At 73.5% G+C, this 20552-nt stretch carries 21 protein-coding genes; 15 read left to right on the top strand and 6 right to left on the bottom strand.

Going from position 1 to position 20552, the window contains the following annotated elements; translation table 11 throughout:
- The 3 genes from M8C11_RS10440 to M8C11_RS10430 are packed head-to-tail and all read right to left on the bottom strand — an operon-like array spanning position 1 to position 3057.
- Entirely contained in the window at positions 1 to 1179 is a 1179-nt protein-coding gene (locus tag M8C11_RS10440; protein WP_252449404.1) for a DNA-processing protein DprA, read from the bottom strand.
- Entirely contained in the window at positions 1176 to 2696 is a 1521-nt protein-coding gene (locus M8C11_RS10435; RefSeq protein WP_252449403.1) for a YifB family Mg chelatase-like AAA ATPase, read from the bottom strand. The genes M8C11_RS10440 and M8C11_RS10435 overlap by 4 nt, the downstream gene beginning before the upstream one ends.
- A 1-nt stretch (position 2697) precedes the next feature.
- Positions 2698 to 3057, bottom strand: a complete 360-nt coding sequence (locus tag M8C11_RS10430; RefSeq protein WP_252449402.1) for a YraN family protein — start codon at positions 3055 to 3057, stop codon at positions 2698 to 2700.
- Positions 3058 to 3188: 131 nt separating this feature from the next.
- On the opposite strand from M8C11_RS10430, the gene M8C11_RS10425 reads away from it, so the two are divergent.
- The 10 genes from M8C11_RS10425 to M8C11_RS10380 all read left to right on the top strand — a co-directional run bounded on the left by M8C11_RS10425 (position 3189) and on the right by M8C11_RS10380 (position 12816).
- Positions 3189 to 3524, top strand: coding sequence for a hypothetical protein (locus M8C11_RS10425; protein WP_252449401.1), 336 nt, complete (start codon positions 3189 to 3191; stop codon positions 3522 to 3524).
- Positions 3521 to 3784: a hypothetical protein gene (locus tag M8C11_RS10420; RefSeq protein ID WP_252449400.1), complete on the top strand. Its 264-nt coding sequence runs from the start codon at positions 3521 to 3523 to the stop codon at positions 3782 to 3784. Before M8C11_RS10425 ends, M8C11_RS10420 begins: the two co-directional genes overlap by 4 nt.
- Positions 3785 to 3874: 90 nt before the next feature.
- Positions 3875 to 4948 carry a hypothetical protein gene (locus M8C11_RS10415; protein WP_120571162.1) on the top strand — a complete coding sequence of 358 codons (1074 nt, stop codon included), beginning with the start codon at positions 3875 to 3877 and terminating at the stop codon, positions 4946 to 4948.
- A gap of 358 nt (positions 4949 to 5306) precedes the next feature.
- On the top strand, positions 5307 to 6185 hold the full coding sequence (gene rpsB / locus M8C11_RS10410; protein ID WP_120571161.1) for a 30S ribosomal protein S2: 879 nt from the start codon (positions 5307 to 5309) through the stop codon (positions 6183 to 6185).
- Positions 6186 to 6312: 127 nt separating this feature from the next.
- On the top strand, positions 6313 to 7140 hold the full coding sequence (gene tsf, locus M8C11_RS10405; RefSeq protein ID WP_030269902.1) for a translation elongation factor Ts: 828 nt from the start codon (positions 6313 to 6315) through the stop codon (positions 7138 to 7140).
- A gap of 157 nt (positions 7141 to 7297) precedes the next feature.
- Complete coding sequence (gene pyrH / locus M8C11_RS10400) at positions 7298 to 8065, top strand: UMP kinase (RefSeq protein ID WP_013284607.1); 768 nt, start codon at positions 7298 to 7300, stop codon at positions 8063 to 8065.
- An 86-nt stretch (positions 8066 to 8151) separates the two neighbouring features.
- A complete protein-coding gene (gene frr, locus M8C11_RS10395; protein WP_091419619.1) occupies positions 8152 to 8709 on the top strand; it encodes a ribosome recycling factor in 558 nt (185 codons plus the stop codon).
- 255 nt (positions 8710 to 8964) lie between these two features.
- The gene (locus M8C11_RS10390; RefSeq protein WP_252449399.1) at positions 8965 to 10314 is read left to right on the top strand and encodes a phosphatidate cytidylyltransferase; all 1350 of its coding nucleotides are present in this window, start codon (positions 8965 to 8967) and stop codon (positions 10312 to 10314) included.
- Positions 10315 to 10418: 104 nt separating this feature from the next.
- On the top strand, positions 10419 to 11564 hold the full coding sequence (rlmN, locus tag M8C11_RS10385) for a 23S rRNA (adenine(2503)-C(2))-methyltransferase RlmN (RefSeq protein WP_252449398.1): 1146 nt from the start codon (positions 10419 to 10421) through the stop codon (positions 11562 to 11564).
- A gap of 22 nt (positions 11565 to 11586) precedes the next feature.
- On the top strand, positions 11587 to 12816 hold the full coding sequence (locus M8C11_RS10380; RefSeq protein WP_252449397.1) for a DivIVA domain-containing protein: 1230 nt from the start codon (positions 11587 to 11589) through the stop codon (positions 12814 to 12816).
- 78 nt (positions 12817 to 12894) lie between these two features.
- Here M8C11_RS10380 and M8C11_RS10375 read toward each other — a convergent pair whose 3' ends face one another.
- A complete protein-coding gene (locus tag M8C11_RS10375; RefSeq protein WP_081635946.1) occupies positions 12895 to 13119 on the bottom strand; it encodes a hypothetical protein in 225 nt (74 codons plus the stop codon).
- A gap of 248 nt (positions 13120 to 13367) precedes the next feature.
- Between M8C11_RS10375 and M8C11_RS10370 the strand changes: the two genes are divergently transcribed.
- Together M8C11_RS10370 and M8C11_RS10365 are read left to right on the top strand one after the other, a co-directional pair.
- A complete protein-coding gene (locus M8C11_RS10370) occupies positions 13368 to 14948 on the top strand; it encodes a Rieske 2Fe-2S domain-containing protein (protein WP_252449396.1) in 1581 nt (526 codons plus the stop codon).
- A gap of 108 nt (positions 14949 to 15056) precedes the next feature.
- Positions 15057 to 15695: a TMEM175 family protein gene (locus M8C11_RS10365; protein WP_199733249.1), complete on the top strand. Its 639-nt coding sequence runs from the start codon at positions 15057 to 15059 to the stop codon at positions 15693 to 15695.
- Between the two features lie 4 nt (positions 15696 to 15699).
- On the opposite strand, the gene M8C11_RS10360 is transcribed toward M8C11_RS10365, so the two are convergent.
- Complete coding sequence (locus M8C11_RS10360) at positions 15700 to 17298, bottom strand: NAD(P)/FAD-dependent oxidoreductase (RefSeq protein ID WP_252449395.1); 1599 nt, start codon at positions 17296 to 17298, stop codon at positions 15700 to 15702.
- Between the two features lie 68 nt (positions 17299 to 17366).
- Here M8C11_RS10360 and M8C11_RS10355 point away from each other — a divergent pair, with 68 nt between their 5' ends.
- Positions 17367 to 17786 carry a 50S ribosomal protein L7/L12 gene (locus tag M8C11_RS10355; RefSeq protein ID WP_252449394.1) on the top strand — a complete coding sequence of 140 codons (420 nt, stop codon included), beginning with the start codon at positions 17367 to 17369 and terminating at the stop codon, positions 17784 to 17786.
- A 104-nt stretch (positions 17787 to 17890) separates the two neighbouring features.
- Positions 17891 to 19060 carry an alkaline phosphatase PhoX gene (locus M8C11_RS10350; RefSeq protein ID WP_252449393.1) on the top strand — a complete coding sequence of 390 codons (1170 nt, stop codon included), beginning with the start codon at positions 17891 to 17893 and terminating at the stop codon, positions 19058 to 19060.
- A gap of 9 nt (positions 19061 to 19069) precedes the next feature.
- On the opposite strand, the gene M8C11_RS10345 is transcribed toward M8C11_RS10350, so the two are convergent.
- Entirely contained in the window at positions 19070 to 19912 is an 843-nt protein-coding gene (locus M8C11_RS10345) for a YhjD/YihY/BrkB family envelope integrity protein (RefSeq protein ID WP_252449392.1), read from the bottom strand.
- 51 nt (positions 19913 to 19963) lie between these two features.
- On the opposite strand from M8C11_RS10345, the gene M8C11_RS10340 reads away from it, so the two are divergent.
- On the top strand, positions 19964 to 20509 hold the full coding sequence (locus M8C11_RS10340; RefSeq protein ID WP_252449391.1) for a GNAT family N-acetyltransferase: 546 nt from the start codon (positions 19964 to 19966) through the stop codon (positions 20507 to 20509).
- Positions 20510 to 20552: the final 43 nt, after the last annotated feature.

The following is a 20552-nucleotide window of genomic DNA, read 5'->3' as shown; positions in this document are numbered from 1 at the left end:
TCACGTGCGTGCGGCCGACGGCGGCGCGAGCGCGTAGCCGCCGTCGCGGCGCACCACCATCGCCAGCTCCTCCAGCATGGACAGCTTGCGCATGGCGGTACGCAGATCCACGCCCGCGCGTGCCGCGACGCTCTCCAGGTCGAGCGCCCGGCGGCGCGGCAGCGCCTCCAGCACCTGGGTGGCCTCCTCGTCGAGCCGGTCCCGCGGGCGCTCGGGTGCCCGGGCGGGCGGGGCCAGGTCGTACCCGATGCGTCCCACCTCCTCCAGCACGTGCGCGACGTTCGTGACCAGCCGGGCCTCCGGCCGTTCCCGCAGCACCTCGTGCCCGCCGACGGACATCGCTGAGGTCACCGGCCCGGGCACCACCATCGCCGGCCGGCGCAGGCCGAGCGCCCGGTTGAGCGTCTGGGTGGCGCCGCTGCGGGCGGCGGCCTCGACCAGCACCGTGCCGCTCGTCGCCGCCGCGATCACCCGGTTGCGGATGAGGAACCGTGGCCGCAGCGGCTCCGCGCCCGGAATCCATTCGCTCACCAGCAGGCCGGTCTCGGCGATCCGGTCGAACAGCGCGGCGTTGCCCATCGGGTACGGGCGGTCCACGCCGCAGGCGAGCACGGCGACGGTGCGCCCGCCCGCCGTCAACGCGCCTCGATGCGCGGCGGCGTCGATGCCGAACGCCCCACCGGAGACCACTGTCCACTCCCGGTCGGCCAGGCCGTAGCCCAGCTCGGTGGCGATGTGCGCGCCGTAGGGGGTGGCCGCCCGGGCGCCGACCACCGCCACCGAGCGCGCCAGCGCCTCACCGAGCGGCCACGCCCCGCGTACCCAGAAGCAGAGCGGCGGATCGGTCTCCACGTCGACCCGCCGGGTGGCCCCGGACAGCGCCAGCCGGCGCAGGTCGCCGACCTGAGCGGGCCATTCGTCGTCCTCGGGGGTGACCAGCCGGGCGCCGAGCCGTTCGCCGCGGGCCAGCGCCTCCGCGGCGACCGCCCGGGCGTCACCGGAGGCGCCGCGCGCCGCGACGGCCGACCGGAGTGCCCGTTCCGGCGCCTCGCCGGACAGCAGCAGGTCGAGCGTGGCGACCGGCCCGATCCGCTCCACCAGGGCGTACACCGACCGGGTGCCGGGCTCGGCGAGCCAGGTGAGCGCCACCCGCGCCAGCCGGCGGTCGTCGGCGCTCACGCGACCTCCCCGGTCCTGAGCTGGATGGCCTCCGCCACGTCGTCGTGGCCGGGCCGGTCCCGCCCGTCCAGGTCGGCGATGGTCCAGGCGAGGCGGAGTACGCGGTCGTAGCCGCGCGCGGACAACGAACCGGTGTCGAGCCGGTGGCGCAGATCCCTGGTGACCCGGGCGGGCAGGTGCCACGGCGGCCGGCGTAGGTCCGGGCCGGGGACGTCGGCGTTCACCCGGTGCCCGGTGGCCGCCCAGCGATCGGCGGCGGCGTGCCGCGCGGCGACCACCCGGGCGGCGACGGTGGCCGAGGACTCCTGCGCGGCGTCGGTGCTCAGCAGCTCCGCCGCGCGTACCGCCTTCAGCTTGACCTGCACGTCCACCCGGTCGAGCAGCGGACCCGACAACCTCCCCAGGTAGCGTCGCCGGGCCAGCGGCGGGCACTCGCAGTCGACGTCACCGGAGGGTTTCGCGCACGGGCACGGATTGGCCGCCAGCACCAGTTGGGTGCGGGCCGGGTACTCGGTGGCACCGCGGGTACGCGCCACCCGCACCCGGCCGCTCTCCAGCGGCTGCCGCAACGCCTCCAGCGCGCTCTTGCCGAACTCGGGCGCCTCGTCCAGGAACAGGACCCCGCGGTGGGCGAGCGACACCGCGCCGGGCCGGGCCAGCCCGGAACCGCCTCCGACGAGCGCGGGCACCGTGGCGGTGTGGTGCGGCGCCTGGAACGGGGGACGGCGCAGCAGCCCGCCGCCGGGTGGCAGCAGGCCGGCGATCGAGTGCAGCGCGGTCACCTCCAGGGCTGCCTCGTCGTCCAGCTCCGGCAGGATCGAGGGCAGCCGCTCGGCGAGCATGGTCTTGCCGGCGCCGGGTGGACCGAGCAGCGCGAGGTGGTGGCCCCCGGCGGCGGCGATCTCCAGGGCGCGCCGCCCGAGCGGTTGCCCGGCCACGTCGACCAGGTCGGGCCCGGCCGTGCCGCCGGCCGGGACGTGGGCGGGCGGGGCGAGCAGAGGGCTGCCGTCGCGGACGTGGGCGACGAGCCGGTGCAGGGTGTCGACGGCGTGCACCCGTACGCCCGGGATGACTGCCGCCTCGGCGGCGTTGCCGGCGGGCACGACGACGCGGGTGTGCCCGGCGCGGGCGGCGGCGGCGACCATGGGCAGCGTGCCGCGGACGGGGCGTACCGCGCCGTCGAGGCCGAGTTCGCCGAGCACGACAGTGGCGTCCAGGGCGACCGGTGGCAGCTCGCCCGAGCCGGCCAGGACGGCGAGCGCGATGGCGAGGTCGAACGCCGAGCCGTACTTGGGCAGGGTGGCGGGAAGCAGGTTGAGGGTGATGCGCCGGTTGGGCCACTTCTGGCCGGAGTTGACGATCGCGGCGCGGACCCGGTCGCGCGCCTCGTGCAGCGCGGTGTCCGGCAGGCCGGAGATGATCACGGCGGGCAGTCCGGGCGCCAGGTCGGCCTCGACCTCGACGAGGTGCCCGGCGACTCCGGCCAGGCCGACGCTGAGCACTTTCGCGTACCCCATGTCAGAACGCGCCGCGGACGTGCTCGACGCGGGCGGGGCCGGTGAGCGGGAGCCGGACGGAGAGCACGTCGAAGCGGACCTCGTCGGCGGTGGTCCCGGTCTCGGCGAGCCAGCGGGCGGCCAGGCCGCGCAGCCGGCGGGCCTTGGCGTGCACGACGGCCTCGGCGGGGGAGCCGAACTGCTCGCCACGGCGGGTCTTGACCTCGCAGATGGCGAGGACCGGGCCCTCCCAGGCGATGATGTCGATCTCGCCCTCGGGACAGCGCCAGTTGCGGGCGACCGGGCGCAGGCCCGTCTCGATCAGGTGCCGTAGCGCGCACCGCTCGCCGTACGCCCCGACGGCTCGGTTCCGGTTCGTCATGCCGGCCAGGATGCGACCGGCGGCCGCGAGCAGGGGCGCCGTGAAGGGCCGCCCTGTGGACAAGGTGCCGCCTGTGGACGGAACGACGATCATGAGCCCGATCGGCTACGGAGCGGCCATGCGGAGGCATGATGAGCCGACGCGACCGCGAAGGGAATGCCGTGACGGCTCGGAACACGTCCATCGACGCTTCGACCTGCGGCATCTGTGGGCAGCCGCAGGATGCCCGCCATGACCGCGACGGACACGGCGCCGGCCGGAGAGTCGAATACGTCGTGGTCGGTACGCGGGGCGGGATCGCGGAGTTCCGCGAGGCGGACGCCGGATCCAGGCTTCGGAAGACGGATGCGGCCGTGCTCGCCCTGAATCTGGGTGTCGAGGAGTCCGGCCTCCCGGGCCGGCGATTCAGCTGCCTGGTGGTGCCCGACGAGTACGGGGTCACCAGAAGTGACTTCAGACTCGCATGAACCGGTACGTCGAGCGGCTGGCGCGGGTGGTGCCGCCTCCCGCCCGGCTGAGCGCGCCGCCGAACTGGCCGGCGGTGGAGCGCTCGCTCGGCCTCACGCTTCCGGTTCCGCGGCGGGATTTCGACGAGTGGCACCTGTTCGACGGTTGCCTGGCTCACTTCCTGGTCGCCGTGCTGAACCGTGAAGGGGTGGTGCCCGCCTTCCCCGACGACTTCCCGTACCCGGACGTCACGCCGACGTTCACGCCGTACGGCTACTGACCGTGTCCCGTCGGCGACCCGGCGGCATCGGCGCTGACCTGGGCCGATCCCCGGTGACCCGAATGGCGCGGCTGGAGCCGGTCGCATACCGTGCCGGTCGTGGACGGACGACGGAGCTACTCTGAGGATGAGCAGGGGTCGCGATGGGGCGACCGGGGATACGAGTCGGACTGGCGCGCCGCGGGCGAGCCCCGCTACCGCGACGACGACTACCGCACGCCCGAGCAGCGCGCCGGTGACAGCCGATACGCCGAGCCGGGCCGGTACTCCGCCGCCGATCCGCTGGTGGACGACACGAGTAGCTGGCGGTCGCAGCGGCCGGACGACCCGGAGGTCTCCGGTGAGCTGCCCGGATCGCGCGCCGGCCGCCGCGCGGCTCGCGAGTCGGCGGCCCGTGGCGCGGACGACCCGCTCGGCGCGGTGTCCCGCAGCGGCGTCGACGCGCTCGGCACCGCCGCGCACGGCAACCCGCTGTCGAGTTCGCTCGGTACGCCGGCGGCCGCCCCGCTGACCGGCGCCGCCCCGGCCGGCACCGACCCGTACGGCCTCATCGCTCACGGCAGCGACCCGGCCGGCGGCCCCGGCGTCGACGCCCGGAGCGCTGCCGGCGTCGACAAGCCGCGGCTCAGCCCGATCGGCGGCTACCCGGTCGTCGAGCCGGCACCGGGAACCACCGGCCCGGACGGCGGGGCCGAACCGACCGCCGCGGCACGGCTGAACCCGGGCGAGGCCACCCCGCTGCGGATCGGCGAGCGTCCGGGCGGCCCGGCCCAGCCGGCGGCGACCCCGAACCCGCTGGAGATGCCGACCGGCCCGATGCCCGCGGTGCTGCCGCGTCCGGACGGGCCGCCGCCCGGTGACGGCGTCTACCGGACCCGGCGCCCCGCGCTGGCGGTGCTGCTGGCGGTGATGGTGCTGGTGCTGGAGGTGCCGGCGGTGCGGGTGCTGCTGCACGGCCTGTTCGGCGACCCGGTGTCGACGTCGCACGTGGTGGTGGGCATCTTCCTGGTGGTCGGGCTGCCGATCTTCGGCACCGGCTTGTACGGGTTGCGCACCGGCGGGCTGGCGCTCGCCGACGGCAGCCGGGGCTGGCTGCGCCCGCCGACGGCGTACCTGACCGTCGGCCTGGTGCTGTTCCTGGCCGCCGCCCTGGCGGCGGGCTGAGCGGCGAACGCCCGCTGACCCCAGTACGGCGAAGTGGCGGTGTCACCGACAGGTTGACACCGCCACTTCGCCGTAATGGCGTCGATCAAGGCCGGAGTCGATCAAGGCCGTCCCCGGGGTCGGTCAAGGCGGCCTCCCGCACCCGGGGGCCGGGCAGCGGGGAGGGCGCGTACACTGGTCGACTGGCGACCGCCTCGTGCGGTCGACCTCGCGTGCCCTCTCCACGGTCTCCTCCGTGGGGCGACGGCCTCCCTGGTCCCGGTCTGACGTATCGGGCCCACCCTGGCCGGCGACCGGGCGCCAGGCGTCCGGCCGCCGGCCGGACGGACAACCAGGGACAACGTAGGAGTAACCCACCATGGCCGTCGTGACCATGCGTCAGCTGCTGGAAAGCGGTGTGCACTTCGGGCACCAGACCCGGCGCTGGAACCCGAAGATGAAGCGCTTCATCTTCACCGAGCGCAACGGTATCTACATCATCGACCTGCGCCAGACGCTCGACTACATCGAGAAGGCGTACGAGTTCGTCCGCACCACCGTCGCCGGTGGCGGCAGCATCCTGTTCGTCGGCACCAAGAAGCAGGCCCAGGAGGCCATCGCCGAGCAGGCGACCCGGGTCGGCCAGCCGTACGTCAACCACCGCTGGCTCGGTGGCATGCTGACCAACTTCCAGACCGTGTACAAGCGGCTGCAGCGGATGAAGGAGCTGGAGGCCCTGGGTGACCTGAGCGGCACCGCCGCCGGTTACACCAAGAAGGAGACGCTCCAGCTCTCCCGCGAGAAGATCAAGCTCACCAAGACCCTCGGTGGTCTGCGGGACATGCAGAAGCTCCCGGCCGCGGTCTGGATCGTCGACACCAAGAAGGAGCACATCGCCGTCGACGAGGCCCGCAAGCTGGGCATCCCGGTGATCGCGGTGCTCGACACCAACTGCGACCCGGACGAGGTCGACTTCCCGATCCCGGGCAACGACGACGCCATCCGCTCGGCCGAGCTGCTGACCAAGGTCGTCGCCGCCGCCGTCGCCGACGGTCTGATCGCCCGCTCCGGCCGCAACCGGGGCGCGGACGAGAAGCCCGAGGCCGGCCAGGTCGGTGCCGACGAGCCGCTGGCCGAGTGGGAGCGCGAGCTGCTCGAGGAGCCGAAGAAGGCTGACGAGCAGCCCGCCGCCGCCGCGCCGGCCGCCGAGCAGGCCGCGCCGGCCGCCGAGCAGCCGGCGACCGCCTCCGCGGAGTGATCTCGCCGTCGCGTCCCCACCGGCCGGATTCCCGGCGGTGGGGACGCGACGGGTACGCCGGGCAGATCCGGCCCGGAACCGGGTAACCAGCACCCCAGACCACCTCACTGACACCGAAGAGAGAGTCATGTCCAACTTCACCGCCGCGGACGTCAAGAAGCTCCGCGACCTCACCGGCGCCGGCATGATGGACTCCAAGAAGGCGCTGACCGAGGCCGAGGGCGACTTCGACAAGGCCGTCGAGATCCTGCGCGTCAAGGGCGCCAAGGACGTCGGCAAGCGGGCCGGGCGCACCGCCGCCAACGGCCTCATCGCCCACTCCGGCCAGGCGCTGCTCGAGCTCAACTGCGAGACCGACTTCGTCGCCAAGAACGACGCCTTCATCGCGCTGGCCCAGCAGCTGGTCGAGCACGGCGTGGCCAGCGGCGCCACCAACGCCGAGGAGCTGCTCGCCAGCAGCATCGACGGCAAGAGCGTGGCCGACCTGATCCAGGAGCAGTCCGCCAAGATCGGCGAGAAGCTGGTGCTCAACCGCTTCGCCAAGCTGGACGGCACCACCGCGGTCTACATGCACCGCAAGAGCCAGGACCTGCCCCCGGCGGTCGGCGTGCTGGTCGAGTTCACCGGCAAGAGCGACGAGGCGGCCGACGCCGACGCGCGCGCCGTGGCGATGCAGATCGCCGCGATGCGGCCGAAGTACCTCACCCGTGACGAGGTGCCGGCCGAGACCGTCGAGTCCGAGCGGCGCATCGCCGAGCAGACCGCCCGCGAGGAGAACAAGCCCGAGGCGGCGCTGCCGAAGATCGTCGAGGGCCGGGTCAACGCCTTCTTCAAGGACTTCGTCCTGCTGGAGCAGGCGTCGGTCGCCGACAACAAGAAGACCGTCAAGCAGGTGCTGGCCGACGCCGGCATCGAGGTGACCCGCTTCCTGCGGTTCGAGGTCGGCCAGGCCTGAGCCGCCGCACCGGGCCGTCCGGCCCGGGCACAGGGGAGAACGTCGACGAGGAGGCCACCGGTGTACGCGACAGGCACCGCGGCCTCCTCGTCACATAGGGTCGGCAGGGGCACGTACGCGACGCTCGCGCGATGCGCGGGGAGAAGGGGCGGGGCGGATGACGCAGGTTGTGAGTGACCGGAGCCTGGCGGCGGAGGACCCGACCGCCCCTCCGCCCGGTCGGTCCCGCCGGGTGGTGCTGAAGCTCTCCGGTGAGGTCTTCGGCGGCGGCGCGATCGGCGTCGACCCCGACGTCGTGCAGGGCATCGCCCGCCAGATCGCCACAGTGGTACGCCGCGGCGTGCAGGTGTCGGTGGTGGTCGGCGGCGGCAACTTCTTCCGCGGCGCCGAGCTGCAGAAGCGCGGCATGGACCGCGCCCGCGCCGACTACATGGGCATGCTGGGCACGGTCATGAACTGCCTGGCCCTCCAGGACTTCCTGGAGAAGGAGGGCATCGAGACCCGGGTGCAGAGCGCGATCACCATGGCCCAGGTCGCCGAGCCGTACATCCCGCTGCGCGCTATCCGGCACCTGGAGAAGGGCCGCGTGGTCATCTTCGGCGCCGGCGCCGGCATGCCGTACTTCTCCACCGACACGGTGGCCGCCCAGCGGGCGCTGGAGATCCGCGCGGACGTGGTCCTGATGAGCAAGAACGGCGTGGACGCGGTCTACACCGCCGACCCCCGGATCGACCCGACCGCGAGCAAGCTCGACTCGATCACCTTCTCCGAGGTGCTGCGCCGTAATCTGCGGGTGGCCGACGCCGCCGCGTTCAGCCTCTGCATGGAGAACGGCCTGCCGATGCTGGTCTTCGGCGCCCAGGGCGACGACACCATCGTCCGGGCCGTCGGCGGCGAGAAGATCGGCACCCTGATCACCGCCTGACCGGCCCGCCGGACCGGCAGCGGTCCCTCTGCCACGGCAGCACCCGCACCACACACGACGAGCGACAGAAGGAGGCGAGGAGACCGGTGATCGACGACACCCTCCTCGAGGCGGAGGAGAAGATGGAGCGTGCCATCGAGCACGCCAAGGAGGAGTTCGGCGGCATCCGTACCGGACGCGCCAACGCCGCCATGTTCTCCCGGATCGTCATCGACTACTACGGCAGCCCGACCCCGCTGCCGCAGATGGCGTCCATCGCGGTGCCCGAGCCGCGCATGGTGATCATCAAGCCGTACGACAACTCGCAGCTGGGCGCCATGGAGAAGGCGATCCGCGACTCGGACCTCGGGGCCAACCCGAACAACGAGGGCAACCAGCTCCGCATCGTCCTGCCGCAGATGACCGAGGAGCGGCGCCGCGACATGATCAAGGTCGCCCGGCAGAAGGGCGAGGAGGCCAAGGTCGCCGTCCGCAACATCCGCCGCAAGGCCAAGGAAGAGCTGGACCGCCTGGTCAAGGACGGCGAGGTCGGCGAGGACGAGGGCCGGCGCGCGGAGAAGGAGCTGGACGACCTGACCCAGCGCTTCGTCGCCAACGTCGACGAGCTGGTCAAGCACAAGGAGAGCGAGCTGCTCGAGGTCTGAGCACCCGCGTATCTCGCACGGCACCGCGCCGCCGTCGCCCGCCCGGGCGGCGGCCCGGTGCCGTCGTCGTGCCCGGCGGCGCACACCCTCGGGGCCGCGGCGGGTGCAGTAGGCTCGGCACGATTCCCGACCACCACGGGGTGAACGGCGGGAGTCGCCCGGCCCTCGGTCGGTAAAACAGGAAGTCTCACGCCGGTAGGGGATGGTCTTGGTCTTGCGTCATGTGGTGGCTCTCGTACCGGCTGCCGGTGCGTGATGTCCCACCCCGACCCCTACGGCAACACCGAGTCGCGCGGCTGGGACCGCCCGGCCGCCCCGGCCCTGCCCTGGCCGGACACCGATCTGGAGCCCGGCCCATGGCGGCCCGGCCCGGCCGCGCACACCCACCCCGCCGAGCCGGACACCTACGCCCGTCCCGGCGCAGGCCCGGACCCGTACGCCGGTCCGGACACCTATGCCGCTCCGGACACCTATGCCGCTCCGGACACGTACGCCGGGCCGTACCCGACGACCTCGCGGCACCACGACGGCCCGGGCCGGTACGACGGACCGCCGGCCGGTGACCGCGCCCGGCCGGACGGGCCGGAGCACGACGGCCCGTGGGGCGAGCCCGCCCGCGACGACGAGTACCCGACCGCGCAGATCGCGCCGGTCCGGGACGAGCCCACCGACCAGATCCCGGCGGTACGCGACGAGCCCGCACCCACGCCCGAGCCGCCGGCCGGCCGCCGCGGGCCGGGACGCCGTCGGGCGAGCGCGGAGCGTCCGCCGACCACCGCACCGAAGGCTTCCCGGGCGGGGCGCAACCTGCCGGCCGCGATCGGCGTCGGGGTGGCCCTCGGCGCGGCGGTCGTGGTGCCGCTGTTCTTCTTCATGCCGGCGTTCCTCGCCGTGCTCGCGGCCGCGGTGGGGATCGGCATCTGGGAGATGGCCCGCGCGGTACGCCGCAGCGGCGCCCACCCGCCGCTGGCGCCGCTCGTCGCCGGTGGCGTGATCACAGTGGGCCTGGCCTGGTACGCGGGCCCCGACGCGCTGTGCCTCGGGCTGCTGGTCACGGTGCTGGGCACGATGATCTGGCGGCTGGGCGACGGGCCCGGCAACTACCAGCGCGACCTGACCGCGGCCACCCTGATCGCGGTGTACGTGCCGTTCCTCGCCGGGTTCGCGGCCATGCTCGCGGCGGCGCCCGACGACGGGGCCCTGCGGGTGCTGGTGACGCTGGCGGCGGTGGTGCTCTCCGACACCGGCGGGTACGCCGCGGGCGTGAGTTTCGGCAAGCACCCGATGGCACCGACGATCAGCCCGAAGAAGTCCTGGGAGGGCTTCGCCGGCTCGGTGACGGCCGCGGCGGCGGGCAGCGCGGCGCTGCTGTGGGCGTTGTTCGACGTGGCCCCCTGGTGGGGTGCGCTGTTCGGGATGGCGATCTCGGTCTCGGCGGTGCTCGGTGATCTCGCCGAGTCGATGATCAAGCGGGATCTCGGCGTCAAGGACATGAGCAACCTGCTGCCCGGGCACGGCGGTCTGATGGACCGGCTCGACTCGATCCTGTTCGCCGTGCCGGTGGCCTACCTGCTGCTCGCGGTCTTCGTCCCGGTGGTGAGCTGAGGCATGCGTCACGGCGGCGACCCGCTGCGGACCGGGTGGCCGGGGGCGATTCGACACGTACGGACGGGTGCGTCCGGGCGGGAGCGTGTCAGACTGGACGCGCCATGACGAGTCTCCCGCTGATCTCCGTAGACCCCGACGCCCGCGGCCGCCGGCCCGCGATGCCTCCCCGCCACCTCGCCGACCTGGACCTGCCGGGCCGGCAGGCGCTCGTCGCCGAGCTGGGTGAGCCCGCGTTCCGCGCCAAGCAGGTCTCCAACCACTACTTCGGCCGCCTGGTGCGCGACCCGGAGCGGATGACCGACCTGCCGGCGGCGACCCGGGAGCGGCTGGCCGGCGAGCTGCTGCCCAACCTGCTGACCCCGGTACGCGAGCTGGCCTGCGACGACGGCGCGACCCGCAAGGCGCTGTGGCGGCTGCACGACGGCTCGCTGGTGGAGAGCGTGCTGATGGGCTACCCGGACCGGGTGACCGTCTGCATCTCCAGCCAGGCCGGCTGCGGCATGGCCTGCCCGTTCTGCGCCACCGGCCAGGCCGGGCTGACCCGCAACCTGTCCACCGCCGAGATCGTCGACCAGGCGGTCTACCTGGCCGGGGTGGCCGCCTCCGGCGCGGTCGCCGGGTCGCCGCCGCGGCTGTCGCACGTGGTGTTCATGGGGATGGGTGAGCCGCTCGCCAACTACTCGCGGGTGGTGGCGGCGATCCGCCGGCTGGTCGCCCCGGCGCCGGAGGGGCTGGGCCTGTCGCAGCGGCACATCACCGTCTCGACGGTGGGCCTGGTGCCGGCGATCCGCCGACTGGCCAGCGAAGACCTCTCGGTGACCCTTGCGTTGTCGCTGCACGCCCCCGATGATGAGCTGCGCGACGAACTCGTCCCGGTCAACCAGCGCTGGAAGGTGTCCGAGGTGCTGGACGCGGCGTGGGACTACGCGGCCACGACGGGGCGTCGCGTGTCCATCGAATACGCGATGATCAAGGACGTGAACGATCAGCCGTGGAGAGCCGATCTGCTCGGGCGGCTACTGGCCGGCAAGCTGGCCCACGTGAACCTGATCCCGCTCAACCCGACTCCGGGCAGCCGCTGGGACGCCAGCCCGAAGCCGGTCGAGCGGGAGTTCGTCCGGCGGTTGCGCGACGCCGGGGTGTCGACCACGGTGCGCGACACCCGGGGACGCGAGATCGACGGGGCCTGTGGGCAGCTCGCCGCCGCCGGGGACACGGACGGCGACTCAGGCGCGGCAACGGCGTAGCGGTACGAGACCAGGAGACATAGTGGCGAGTCAGGGTCAGCGTTTCCGGCGTAAGGCGCTCCGCCGGGGCTACAAGGTCGACGAGGTCGATGCCTTCCTGGACCGGGTCGAGGCGACACTCGACGGCCAGCCGATCGGCGCGCCCGTGGCCTCCCAGGAGGTCCACGACGTCGTCTTCCGGGTCCGGTTCAACGGCTACGACGAGTGGCAGGTCGACCTGCACCTCGACCGGGTCGAGCGGCAGCTCGCCGAGCTGGAGGAGCGCGGTGGCGCACCGGCCGGGCGCGGTGGCGATCCCCGGATGGCCGACCGGCTCGGCCCGCCGATGCGCGACGACCGGGGCATGTCGCCGGTGCCGCAGCCGCCGATGCCGCCCCGGCAGATGCCCGCTCAGCCCGGCCCGCCCGCCGACCGCTACGGCAACCGCTACGACGAGCCGACCGGCGCGTTCGCCGGTGGCTACGACGGCCCGCGCGGCGGCTACGACGGCCCCCGCGGCCCGGGTGGTCCCGGCCCGATGGGTCCGGGTGCGCCGATGGGGCACGGCGGCCCGCCGCCGCGCGGCCTGCCGCCCGGCCCGGGTGGCTACGGTCCGCCGGACAACGGCCCCGGCGGCTACGGTCCGCCCGACAGCGGCCCCGGTGGGTACGGTCCGCCGGACAGCGGCCCGGGTGGCTACGGTCCGCCGGACAGCGGTCCCGGCGGGTACGGCCAGGAGGAGCGGTTCGACGGGTTCGAGGCCGGCCGGCGCGCGCGTGCCGACATGACCGCCGAGATCCGCATGCCCGAGCGCGAGCTGCGTGGTCGTGGCCCCGGCGGCCCGCCGGCGCTGCCGCAGCAGGGCTACGGCGCACCGGAGCCCGGCTACGGGCCGCCCGACCCGGGTTACGGTCCGCCGGACCAGGGCTACGGCCCGGGCCCCTCGATGACCGGCCCGCCGCTCGTGGGTCCGCCGGTCGCCGGGCCGCCGATGGTGGGACCGCCGATGGCCGGTCCGCCCGGCAGTGACCTGCACCGGGTCGACCAGATCCGGCGCAGCTTTCAGGTCCGCCGGTTCGGCAGCGGCTACGACCCGGATCAGGTCGACCGGTTCTTCGAGACGCTGCTGGGCGGCATGCAGGGGCGCAACCCGATGCCGGTGAACCCGAAGGAACTCGACACGCTGCGCTTCGGGCTGGTGCCCGGTGGCTACTTCGAGGCCGAGGTCGACGCCGCGCTCAAGGACGTGCAGGACATCCTGCTCGGCCGCTGACCCCGGCCGCGAGACGACGAAGGGCCCGCCCCCTCACCGGGGGGCGGGCCCTTCGCGCACTACCGTGGGCGCCGCGCGTCAGGACCGCAGGCCGTTGCGGCGCAGCACGGCGTCGCCGATGACGATGGCGATCAGCAGTCCGGCGATCCCGAACAGCCAGATGTGCTCCACCCGGCCCTCCTCGATCCCGCAGAACGCCATCAGAACCAAGGCCAACGCCGACAGCACCGCACCGATCCGTCCGGACTTGCGGTGTCCGGGCTTGTGCTGATCTGGCGCGGTTACCGGCTCGTCTCCTGCCACTGTCGGTCCTTCCCTCGCGATCGGATCTCCGATCAGTCTGGCACGCCCCCAACCGGGCCCGGCGCAGGGTCCGACCTCCTGTGCCGGGGATGACCCGGGCGGGCGACAGCGGGCGGCCCGGCCGGCCCGGGTCGTTGGTCCCGTACCGGTGGGGGCGGATGGCCACTACCGGCGTCGCGGGACGGCGAGCACACTGCCTCCGGTAGCGTCTTGACGTACACCTTGATGCCTTTTTGAGGAGGACTGCGGTGCGAGTGACCGGTACGGGGCATGCCAGCATGCGGATCGACACGGCCGCGGGCAGCATCCTGTGCGACCCGTGGGTCAACCCCGCCTACTTCGCCTCGTGGTTCCCCTTCCCGGACAACTCCCTCCTCGACTGGGCGACCCTGGGTCAGGTCGACTACCTGTACGTGTCGCACCTGCACCGGGACCACTTCGACGCGAAGCACCTGCGTGACTTCGTGTCCAAGGACGCCACAGTCCTGCTGCCCGAGTTCCCCACCTCGGAGATGGAGGACGAGTTCCGGGAGCTGGGCTTCACCAAGTTCCTCAAGGCCCCGAACGAGCAGGTGGTGGAGCTGCCCGGCGGCCTGAAGATCATGATCCAGGCGCTGACCAGCCCGACCGACGGCCCGATCGGCGACTCCTCGCTCTGGGTCGAGTACGACGGCGTGCGGCTGCTCAACCAGAACGACGCCCGGCCGACCGACCTGAGCGTGTTCGCCGAGCTGGGCCACGTGCACGCGCACATGCTCCAGTTCTCCGGCGCGATCTGGTACCCGATGGTCTACGAGCTGCCGCAGGCGGCGAAGACCGCGTTCGGCAAGCAGAAGCGGGACCGGCAGTTCGACCGCACCTGGCGCTACATCGACGACCTGAAGGCCGACCACGTCTTCCCGATCGCCGGCCCGCCGTGCTTCCTCGACGACGAGCTGTGGCAGTTCAACGACATCTTCGGCGACGAGGGCAACATCTTCCCCGACCAGTCGGTGTTCCTGGCCGAGTACGCCAAGGTCGGCGGCACCAACGGCATCGTGCTGCTGCCGGGCAGCGTCGCGGAGGTCACCACCGAGGGCGCGACCACCACGCACCCGGTGCCGGTGGAGGAGTTCTTCGCGAACAAGGTCGCCCACCTGGAGGAGATGCGGGAGCGCAAGCGCGGCGTGATCGAGGCCGAGAAGGCGTCCTGGCGGCACCCCGAGGTCGACGTGCTGGGCGAGATGAAGCGCCGGATCGAGCCGCTGCTGGACGAGTCGATCTACCTGGCCAAGGGCGTCGGCGGCCCGGTCCGCTTCGACCTGGTCGGCTACGACGGAGAGAGCGTCGAATCCATCGTGGTGGACTTCCCGGGCAAGGAGGTCCGGCCGTACGCGGACGAGAAGGTCCGCTACCGGTTCCGTACCGAGCGTGCGCTGATCGAGCACCTGCTGCACATCGGCGAGGTGGACTGGGTCAACTCGCTGTTTCTGTCCTGCCGTTTCTCCGCGGCCCGCATCGGCCAGTACAACGAGTTCGTCTACGCCTTCTTCAAGTGCCTGTCCGAGGAGCGCCTCCAGTACGCCGAGGGCTGGTACGACGAGCACGAGCGGGCGGTCGACGCCGAGGACATCACGCTCGACGGCTGGGTGGTGCAGCGGCGCTGCCCGCACCTGAAGGCGGACCTGAGCCGGTTCGGCATCGTCGACGGCGACCAGCTCACCTGCCAGCTGCACGGCTGGAAGTTCGACCTGGCCAGCGGGCGCTGCCTGACCAGCGTCGGGCACAAGATCCGTGCGCACCGCGCCGACGTGGAGACCCCGGCACCGGCCGGGGAAGCGGCCATCTGACGGTTTCCGCCCCGTCCGCCGCCCCCGGCACGCGACCATCGGTCGGGAGGGGGCGGCGTGACGGGTGCGGACAGGGAACCGGCGTACCGGTTCGGGCGCGGCAACGAGATGGCGCGCGACGCCTCCCGGGTGGAGGCGTTCAGCGACGCGGTGATCGCCATCGTGCTCACCCTGATGGCCGTCGAGCTGCTGTCGTTCGACCCGGACACGCCGCAGGACGACGGGCTGCCGGCCGCGCTGCTGCACGAGTGGCGCGCCTACCTGGCGTACGTGATCACGTTCGCCATCGTCGGCCAGGTCTGGCTGACCCACCACAACATGTGGCGGTACGTCCGCCGGGTCGACCAGATGCTGCTGGTGCTGAACCTGCTGCTGCTGATGTTCGTGGCGGCGATCCCGTTCACCGCCGACCTGCTCGCGGACAACCTGCGCGGCACCGTCGACGACCAGCGGCTGACCGCCGCGCTGTACGCGGGCGTGGTGCTCGGTGAGGCGCTGTTCTTCAACCTGAGCTGGTGGTGGGCGCGCCGCCGCGGGCTGCTGCAACCGGGCCTCGACCCGAGGCTGGCGCGGGCGGTGGCCCGCCGGTTCCGCCTCGGTCCGCTGCTCTACCTGGTCGCGTTCGCGATCGTGTTCGTCGACCCGGTGCTGAGCCTGCTGGCGTACCTGCTGCTGGTCGGCGTCTACCTGGTGCGCGGGCCGGGCGACCTCCCGCCGGCCGGCCAGGAGGCGCCCGACACGCCGTGAGGACTCAGCCCAGGTCGGCGAGGATGCGCCGGGCCGCGTTGTGCCCGGCCGCGCCGATCACGCTGCCCGCCGGGTGGCAGCCGGCGCTGCCCGCGTACACGCCGTCCACACCCGTCGCGTACGGCATCCGGTCGGTGAACGACACCGCGTTGTCGACGTGGTGGATGTGCCCGCCGGTGATGCCGAAGTGCGCCTCGATGCCGGGCGGCGGCAGCGGCACCGCGTCCGCGACCAGGTCGGCGGCGCCCGGGGCGTACCGCTCGCAGATCGCGAGCAGCCGCTGCACGTACCCGGGCAGCGCCGCGTCCCAGGTGGTGCCGGCCGGCTCGTAGGGGACCGACTGCACGAACAACGCCGACGAGTGGTGTCCCGCGTCGTCGGACAGCGACGGGTCGACAGTGGTGTGCAGGTACCACTCGATCGTCGGCTCGTCCGGCAGCCGTCCGGCCCGCACGTCCGCCCACATGCCGCGCAGCGCCGTCATGGGTGACTCCCCGCCGTCGCCGACGAGCGAGGCCGAGCCGGGCAGCAGGTGGATGGTCGAGCCGAACGGGCTCGGCGCGTCGTCCGGCAGGCAGGAGAAGCGCGGCAGCCCGGTCAGCGCCAGGTTGAGCTTGAGCGTGGTGCCGGTGCGGCGGACCGCCGCCATCCGCGCGCCCAGCTCCGCCGGGAGCGCGCCGTCGGGCAGCAGCTCCATCAGCCGGTACGGGTCACAGGCGCCGAGCACCACGGAGGCGTCGACCTCCCGGCCGTCGGCGAGCGTCACCCCGGCGGCGGCGCCCCCGGTCAGCCGGATGGCGGTGACCGGCGCGTCGGCGACGATCCGCGCCCCGGCGCGCTCGGCGGCCTCGGCGAACGTGCGCGACACGGTGCCCATCCCGCCCCGGGTGATCATCCAGGTGCCGTCCGCGCCGGGCAGCCGGCACATGTTGTGGACCAGGAAGTTGTGCCCGGTGCCGGGGTCGTCCGGGCCGGCGTTCAGCCCGGACAGCCCGTCGGTGACCGCGTACATGCTGACCAGCAGCTCGGAGCGGAAGTCGAAGCGGGCCAGGTGGTCGGCCACCGAGCCGCGCACCAGGTCGACGAAGACCTGCCGCAGCGCGGGCCGGACGTAGCGTTCGGCGGTCTCCTCGACCGGCAGCGGCTCGGCCAGCCACGCCGGGGCGAGATCCTCCCGCAACCGGGCCAGCTCGGCGTGCAGCGCGTCGTCGGCGGCGACGTCGGCGGCGGAGAACATCTCCGCGAGCTGCCGCCGGCCGGCCGCCACGTCGCTGCCGGCCAGCAGGTACGGCGAGCCGAGCCCGCCCGGCGTGGGCAGGAAGTAGTGCGGGTCGCGGCGCAGCACCGGGATGGTCACGTCGAGCGTGGCCAGCAGTTCCGGCGGCATCAGCCCGAGCAGGTACGACCCGGTGGAGTGACGCAGCCCCGGCACCTTCGGGAACGGATTCTCGGTGCGGGTCGCCCCGCCGATCACCCCGGATGCCTCCAGCACGAGGACGTCCAGGCCGGCGCGGGCCAGCAGGATCGCCGAGACCAGGCCGTTGTGCCCGGCGCCGACCACGACGACGTCGGCGCGGGACGGCAGCTCACTCGCGTCGCTCATGGGACCGGAGCGTAGCGGCGGCAGGGCACAGGCGGGAGGGTTCGCGCCGGGGCGCTACCGTTCCGGGCATGTCCCCGGCTGTCCAGATCGCGCTCGCGGTGGCGCTCGTCGTGGTGGTGTTCCTGCTCCTGCTCGCGTTGCGGCGCGGCCGTCCCCGGGATCTGGTCGCCCCGGACCGCCCGGCGGGCGACGGGCAGGCCGAGGTGCTCCGGCTGGCCCGCGCGGGGCGTACGGTCGAGGCGGTCAAGGTGCTGCGCGAGCAGACCGGGCTGTCGCTGCTGGACGCGAAGCGGGCGGTGGACGTGCTGGCGTCCGGCGGAACCTGGTCGCCCGGCCCGCCGGCACCGGGAAAGGGCGTCAACGACGCGGTGCGGGCCGAGGCCGCGCGGCTGCTGTACCGGGGCAAGAAGATCCAGGCGATCAAGGTGGTGCGGGAGCACACGCACATGTCGCTCGCCGACGCGAAGCGGTACGTCGAAGGCCTCTGACGCCGGACGGCCGTCACCCCGCGTTCACCCTATAGTGGCAGTTGTCGATGCATTTTCGTCCTACCGTCGACGGGACACCCACCGCCCCCGGGAGGTAATCCCCGATGGATCGTCGTACCGTCCTGCGCGCCACAGCCGCCGGTGGCGCCGCCGCTCTCGCCGGCGGTCTCTGGGCCGCCGCGGCCGCCCCGGCCCAGCCCGCCCAGCCCGGCCCGGGCCCGTACGGCGACCTGCTGGCCGCCGACGCCAACAGCCTCCAGTTGCCGGCCGGCTTCACCAGCCGGGTGATCGCGCGTTCCGGTCAGCGGGTCGCGGGCACCTCGTACACCTGGCACCCGGCGCCCGACGGCGGCGCCTGCTTCCCGGCCGGCGACGGCTGGATCTACGTCTCCAACTCGGAGGTGCCGCTCGTCGGCGGCGCCTCGGCGGTGCGGTTCGCCGCCGACGGCGCGATCGCCGCCGCGTACCGGATCCTCGGTGGCACGAACGTCAACTGCGCGGGCGGGCCGACCCCGTGGGGGACGTGGCTGTCCTGCGAGGAGGTGCCGCTGGGCCGCGTGTTCGAGACCTGGCCGGCCGGTGGCCGGTCCGGCGAGGAGCGGACCCGGATGGGCCGCTTCAAGCACGAGGCGGCGGCCTGCGACCCGGTGCGGCGGGTGGTCTACCTGACCGAGGACGAGGGGGACGGCTGCTTCTACCGGTTCGTCCCGGACACCTGGGGTGACCTGCGCACCGGCCGGGTGCAGGTGCTCTGCGCCCCGGACGGCCAGGTGACCGGGCCGGTGACCTGGCGGGACCTGCCGGACCGCGACGGGTTCCCGGTGCCCACCCGCTACCAGGTGGCCGCGGCGCAGACGTTCGACGGCGGCGAGGGCTGCTGGTACGCCGACGACACCTGCTGGTTCACCACCAAGGGCGACAACCGGGTGTGGGCGTACGACGCGGTGAACCAGCGGCTCGACCTCGCGTACGACGACTCGCTGGTGCCGGCCGGGGCCGCGCCGCTGACCGGCGTCGACAACATCACCGGCACCGCCGGCGGTGACCTCTACGTGGCCGAGGACGGCGGCGACATGGAGATCAACGTGATCACACCGGCCGGTGTGGTGACGCCGTTCCTGCGGCTGCTCGGGCAGTCCGAGTCGGAGATCACCGGCCCGGCGTTCTCCCCGGACGGCAGCCGGCTCTACTTCTCCTCGCAGCGCGGCACCAGCGGCGCCCGGGCCGGCACCGGCGGCATCACGTACGAGGTGCGCGGCCCGTTCCGGCGCTGACCGCAGCCGTCAGGCGCGGGCCGCCTCCCGGGTGGCCCGCCACCGGCTCGCCGCCAGCGTGGCCGAGTAGCCGGACAGCACGATCACGTGGAACAGGTACAGCCAGAGCAGCACCGCCACGCCGCCGCCGATCTCGTCGAACCCGCCGAACGGCACGCCCAGGTCCAGCGGCAGCGAGCAGAACAGCACGAAGCCGTGCACGAAGCCGGACAGGTTCGCCGCCGTGAACGAGCCCAGGACGACTGTGGCGAGCCAGTCCGGGGAGGCCGGGCCGACCACCCGGAACACCCAGATCAGCACCGGCGTGAGCACCAGCCACACCGCGAAAAACGACAGCACCACGCCGAGCGCGCCGATCCAGCCGCCCTGGCGCACCAGGCGGGTGGTCATCGGCAGCCCCAGCAGGATCGACAGCAGCAGCACCGGCGCCGGCGCCAGCAGCGGGAGCAGCAGCAGGCGGCCCCGCCAGCCCACCAGCGCGCCGGACTCGGCGCGCGGCTCGGCCACCGAGACGAAGGCGCGGCGCAGTCCCTCGCCGTAGAGGGAGGCCGGCAGCAGCGAGGCCAGTGCCAGCAGCGGGGTCAGTCCCAGCCCGGCCTCGACCAGCGCCGCCGCCGCCCGGTGCGCGCCGATCTCGGTGGGCAGCGTGTCGATGGCGTACCCGGTCAGCCGCCGTACCCGGTCCGCCCCGGCGAGCAGCCCGGTCAGCCAGATCGCCAGCAGCGCCACCGGCACCACGGCGATCGCGCCGTAGAAGGTGATCGCGGCGGCGTGCAGCGACAGGTCCCGGCCGCGGACCGGCCGGAACGCCGCAGCCGTGATCCGCTTCGTCCGCTCCCACCCGTCGCCCATCGCCCTCTCGTTCCCCGTACGACCCCGCGCCACGCATTACGATCCGGCGGCATGACGATCGCCACGACCGACCGGCTGGTGCTACGGGACTGGACCGAGTCGCCCGACGACCTCGCCCGGGTCTACGACATCTACTCCCGGGACGAGGTGATGCGCTGGCTGGGCGGCGGCAAGGGGCGGATGACCGACCCGTCCGAGGCGCGTGAACGGGTCCGGATGTGGCGGGAGCGCTGGGCGCCGTACGCCGGCCGCTGGGGCCTGTGGGCGATCGAGCCGCGCGACGGCGGGCCGGTGGCGGGGAGCATCCTGCTCAAGCCGCTACCCGGTCGCGACGGCGTCACCCTGACCGACGACATCGAGGTCGGCTGGCACCTGCACCCCGACGCCCAGGGCCGCGGCTACGCCACCGAGGCGGCCCGCGCGGTGCTGGAACGCGAGTTCGCCACCGGCACCCCGAGGGTGTACGCGGTGGTGATGGCCGGGAACGACCCGTCGATGGCGGTGGCCCGGCGCCTCGGCATGACGCACGCGGGCGTGCGCACCGACTGGTACGGCGGGGTCGAACTGGAGACCTTCGTCCTGGAGCGCCCCGCCTGAGCCGTGCCGTTGGCAGTTCGCCCTCGGCCTCCTACGGTGGTGG

It is taken from the genome of Micromonospora sp. CPM1, from assembly GCF_023896895.1.
GTDB lineage: Bacteria > Actinomycetota > Actinomycetes > Mycobacteriales > Micromonosporaceae > Micromonospora > Micromonospora tulbaghiae.
This window is presented reverse-complemented; position numbering and strand designations above follow the sequence as displayed.

What these genes read in the sequence shown, in the direction of transcription:
- M8C11_RS10435 (WP_252449403.1), bottom strand. Translation starts at nt 2,696, where the DNA reads ATGGGGTACGCGAAAGTGCTCAGCGTCGGCCTGGCCGGAGTCGCCGGG.
- M8C11_RS10430 (WP_252449402.1), bottom strand. Translation starts at nt 3,057, where the DNA reads ATGACGAACCGGAACCGAGCCGTCGGGGCGTACGGCGAGCGGTGCGCG.
- M8C11_RS10425 (WP_252449401.1), top strand. Translation starts at nt 3,189, where the DNA reads ATGAGCCGACGCGACCGCGAAGGGAATGCCGTGACGGCTCGGAACACG.
- M8C11_RS10420 (WP_252449400.1), top strand. Translation starts at nt 3,521, where the DNA reads ATGAACCGGTACGTCGAGCGGCTGGCGCGGGTGGTGCCGCCTCCCGCC.
- rpsB (WP_120571161.1), top strand. Translation starts at nt 5,307, where the DNA reads ATGGCCGTCGTGACCATGCGTCAGCTGCTGGAAAGCGGTGTGCACTTC.
- tsf (WP_030269902.1), top strand. Translation starts at nt 6,313, where the DNA reads ATGTCCAACTTCACCGCCGCGGACGTCAAGAAGCTCCGCGACCTCACC.
- pyrH (WP_013284607.1), top strand. Translation starts at nt 7,298, where the DNA reads ATGACGCAGGTTGTGAGTGACCGGAGCCTGGCGGCGGAGGACCCGACC.
- M8C11_RS10390 (WP_252449399.1), top strand. Translation starts at nt 8,965, where the DNA reads ATGTCCCACCCCGACCCCTACGGCAACACCGAGTCGCGCGGCTGGGAC.
- rlmN (WP_252449398.1), top strand. Translation starts at nt 10,419, where the DNA reads ATGACGAGTCTCCCGCTGATCTCCGTAGACCCCGACGCCCGCGGCCGC.
- M8C11_RS10365 (WP_199733249.1), top strand. Translation starts at nt 15,057, where the DNA reads ATGGCGCGCGACGCCTCCCGGGTGGAGGCGTTCAGCGACGCGGTGATC.
- M8C11_RS10360 (WP_252449395.1), bottom strand. Translation starts at nt 17,298, where the DNA reads ATGAGCGACGCGAGTGAGCTGCCGTCCCGCGCCGACGTCGTCGTGGTC.
- M8C11_RS10355 (WP_252449394.1), top strand. Translation starts at nt 17,367, where the DNA reads ATGTCCCCGGCTGTCCAGATCGCGCTCGCGGTGGCGCTCGTCGTGGTG.
- M8C11_RS10350 (WP_252449393.1), top strand. Translation starts at nt 17,891, where the DNA reads ATGGATCGTCGTACCGTCCTGCGCGCCACAGCCGCCGGTGGCGCCGCC.
- M8C11_RS10345 (WP_252449392.1), bottom strand. Translation starts at nt 19,912, where the DNA reads ATGGGCGACGGGTGGGAGCGGACGAAGCGGATCACGGCTGCGGCGTTC.
- M8C11_RS10340 (WP_252449391.1), top strand. Translation starts at nt 19,964, where the DNA reads ATGACGATCGCCACGACCGACCGGCTGGTGCTACGGGACTGGACCGAG.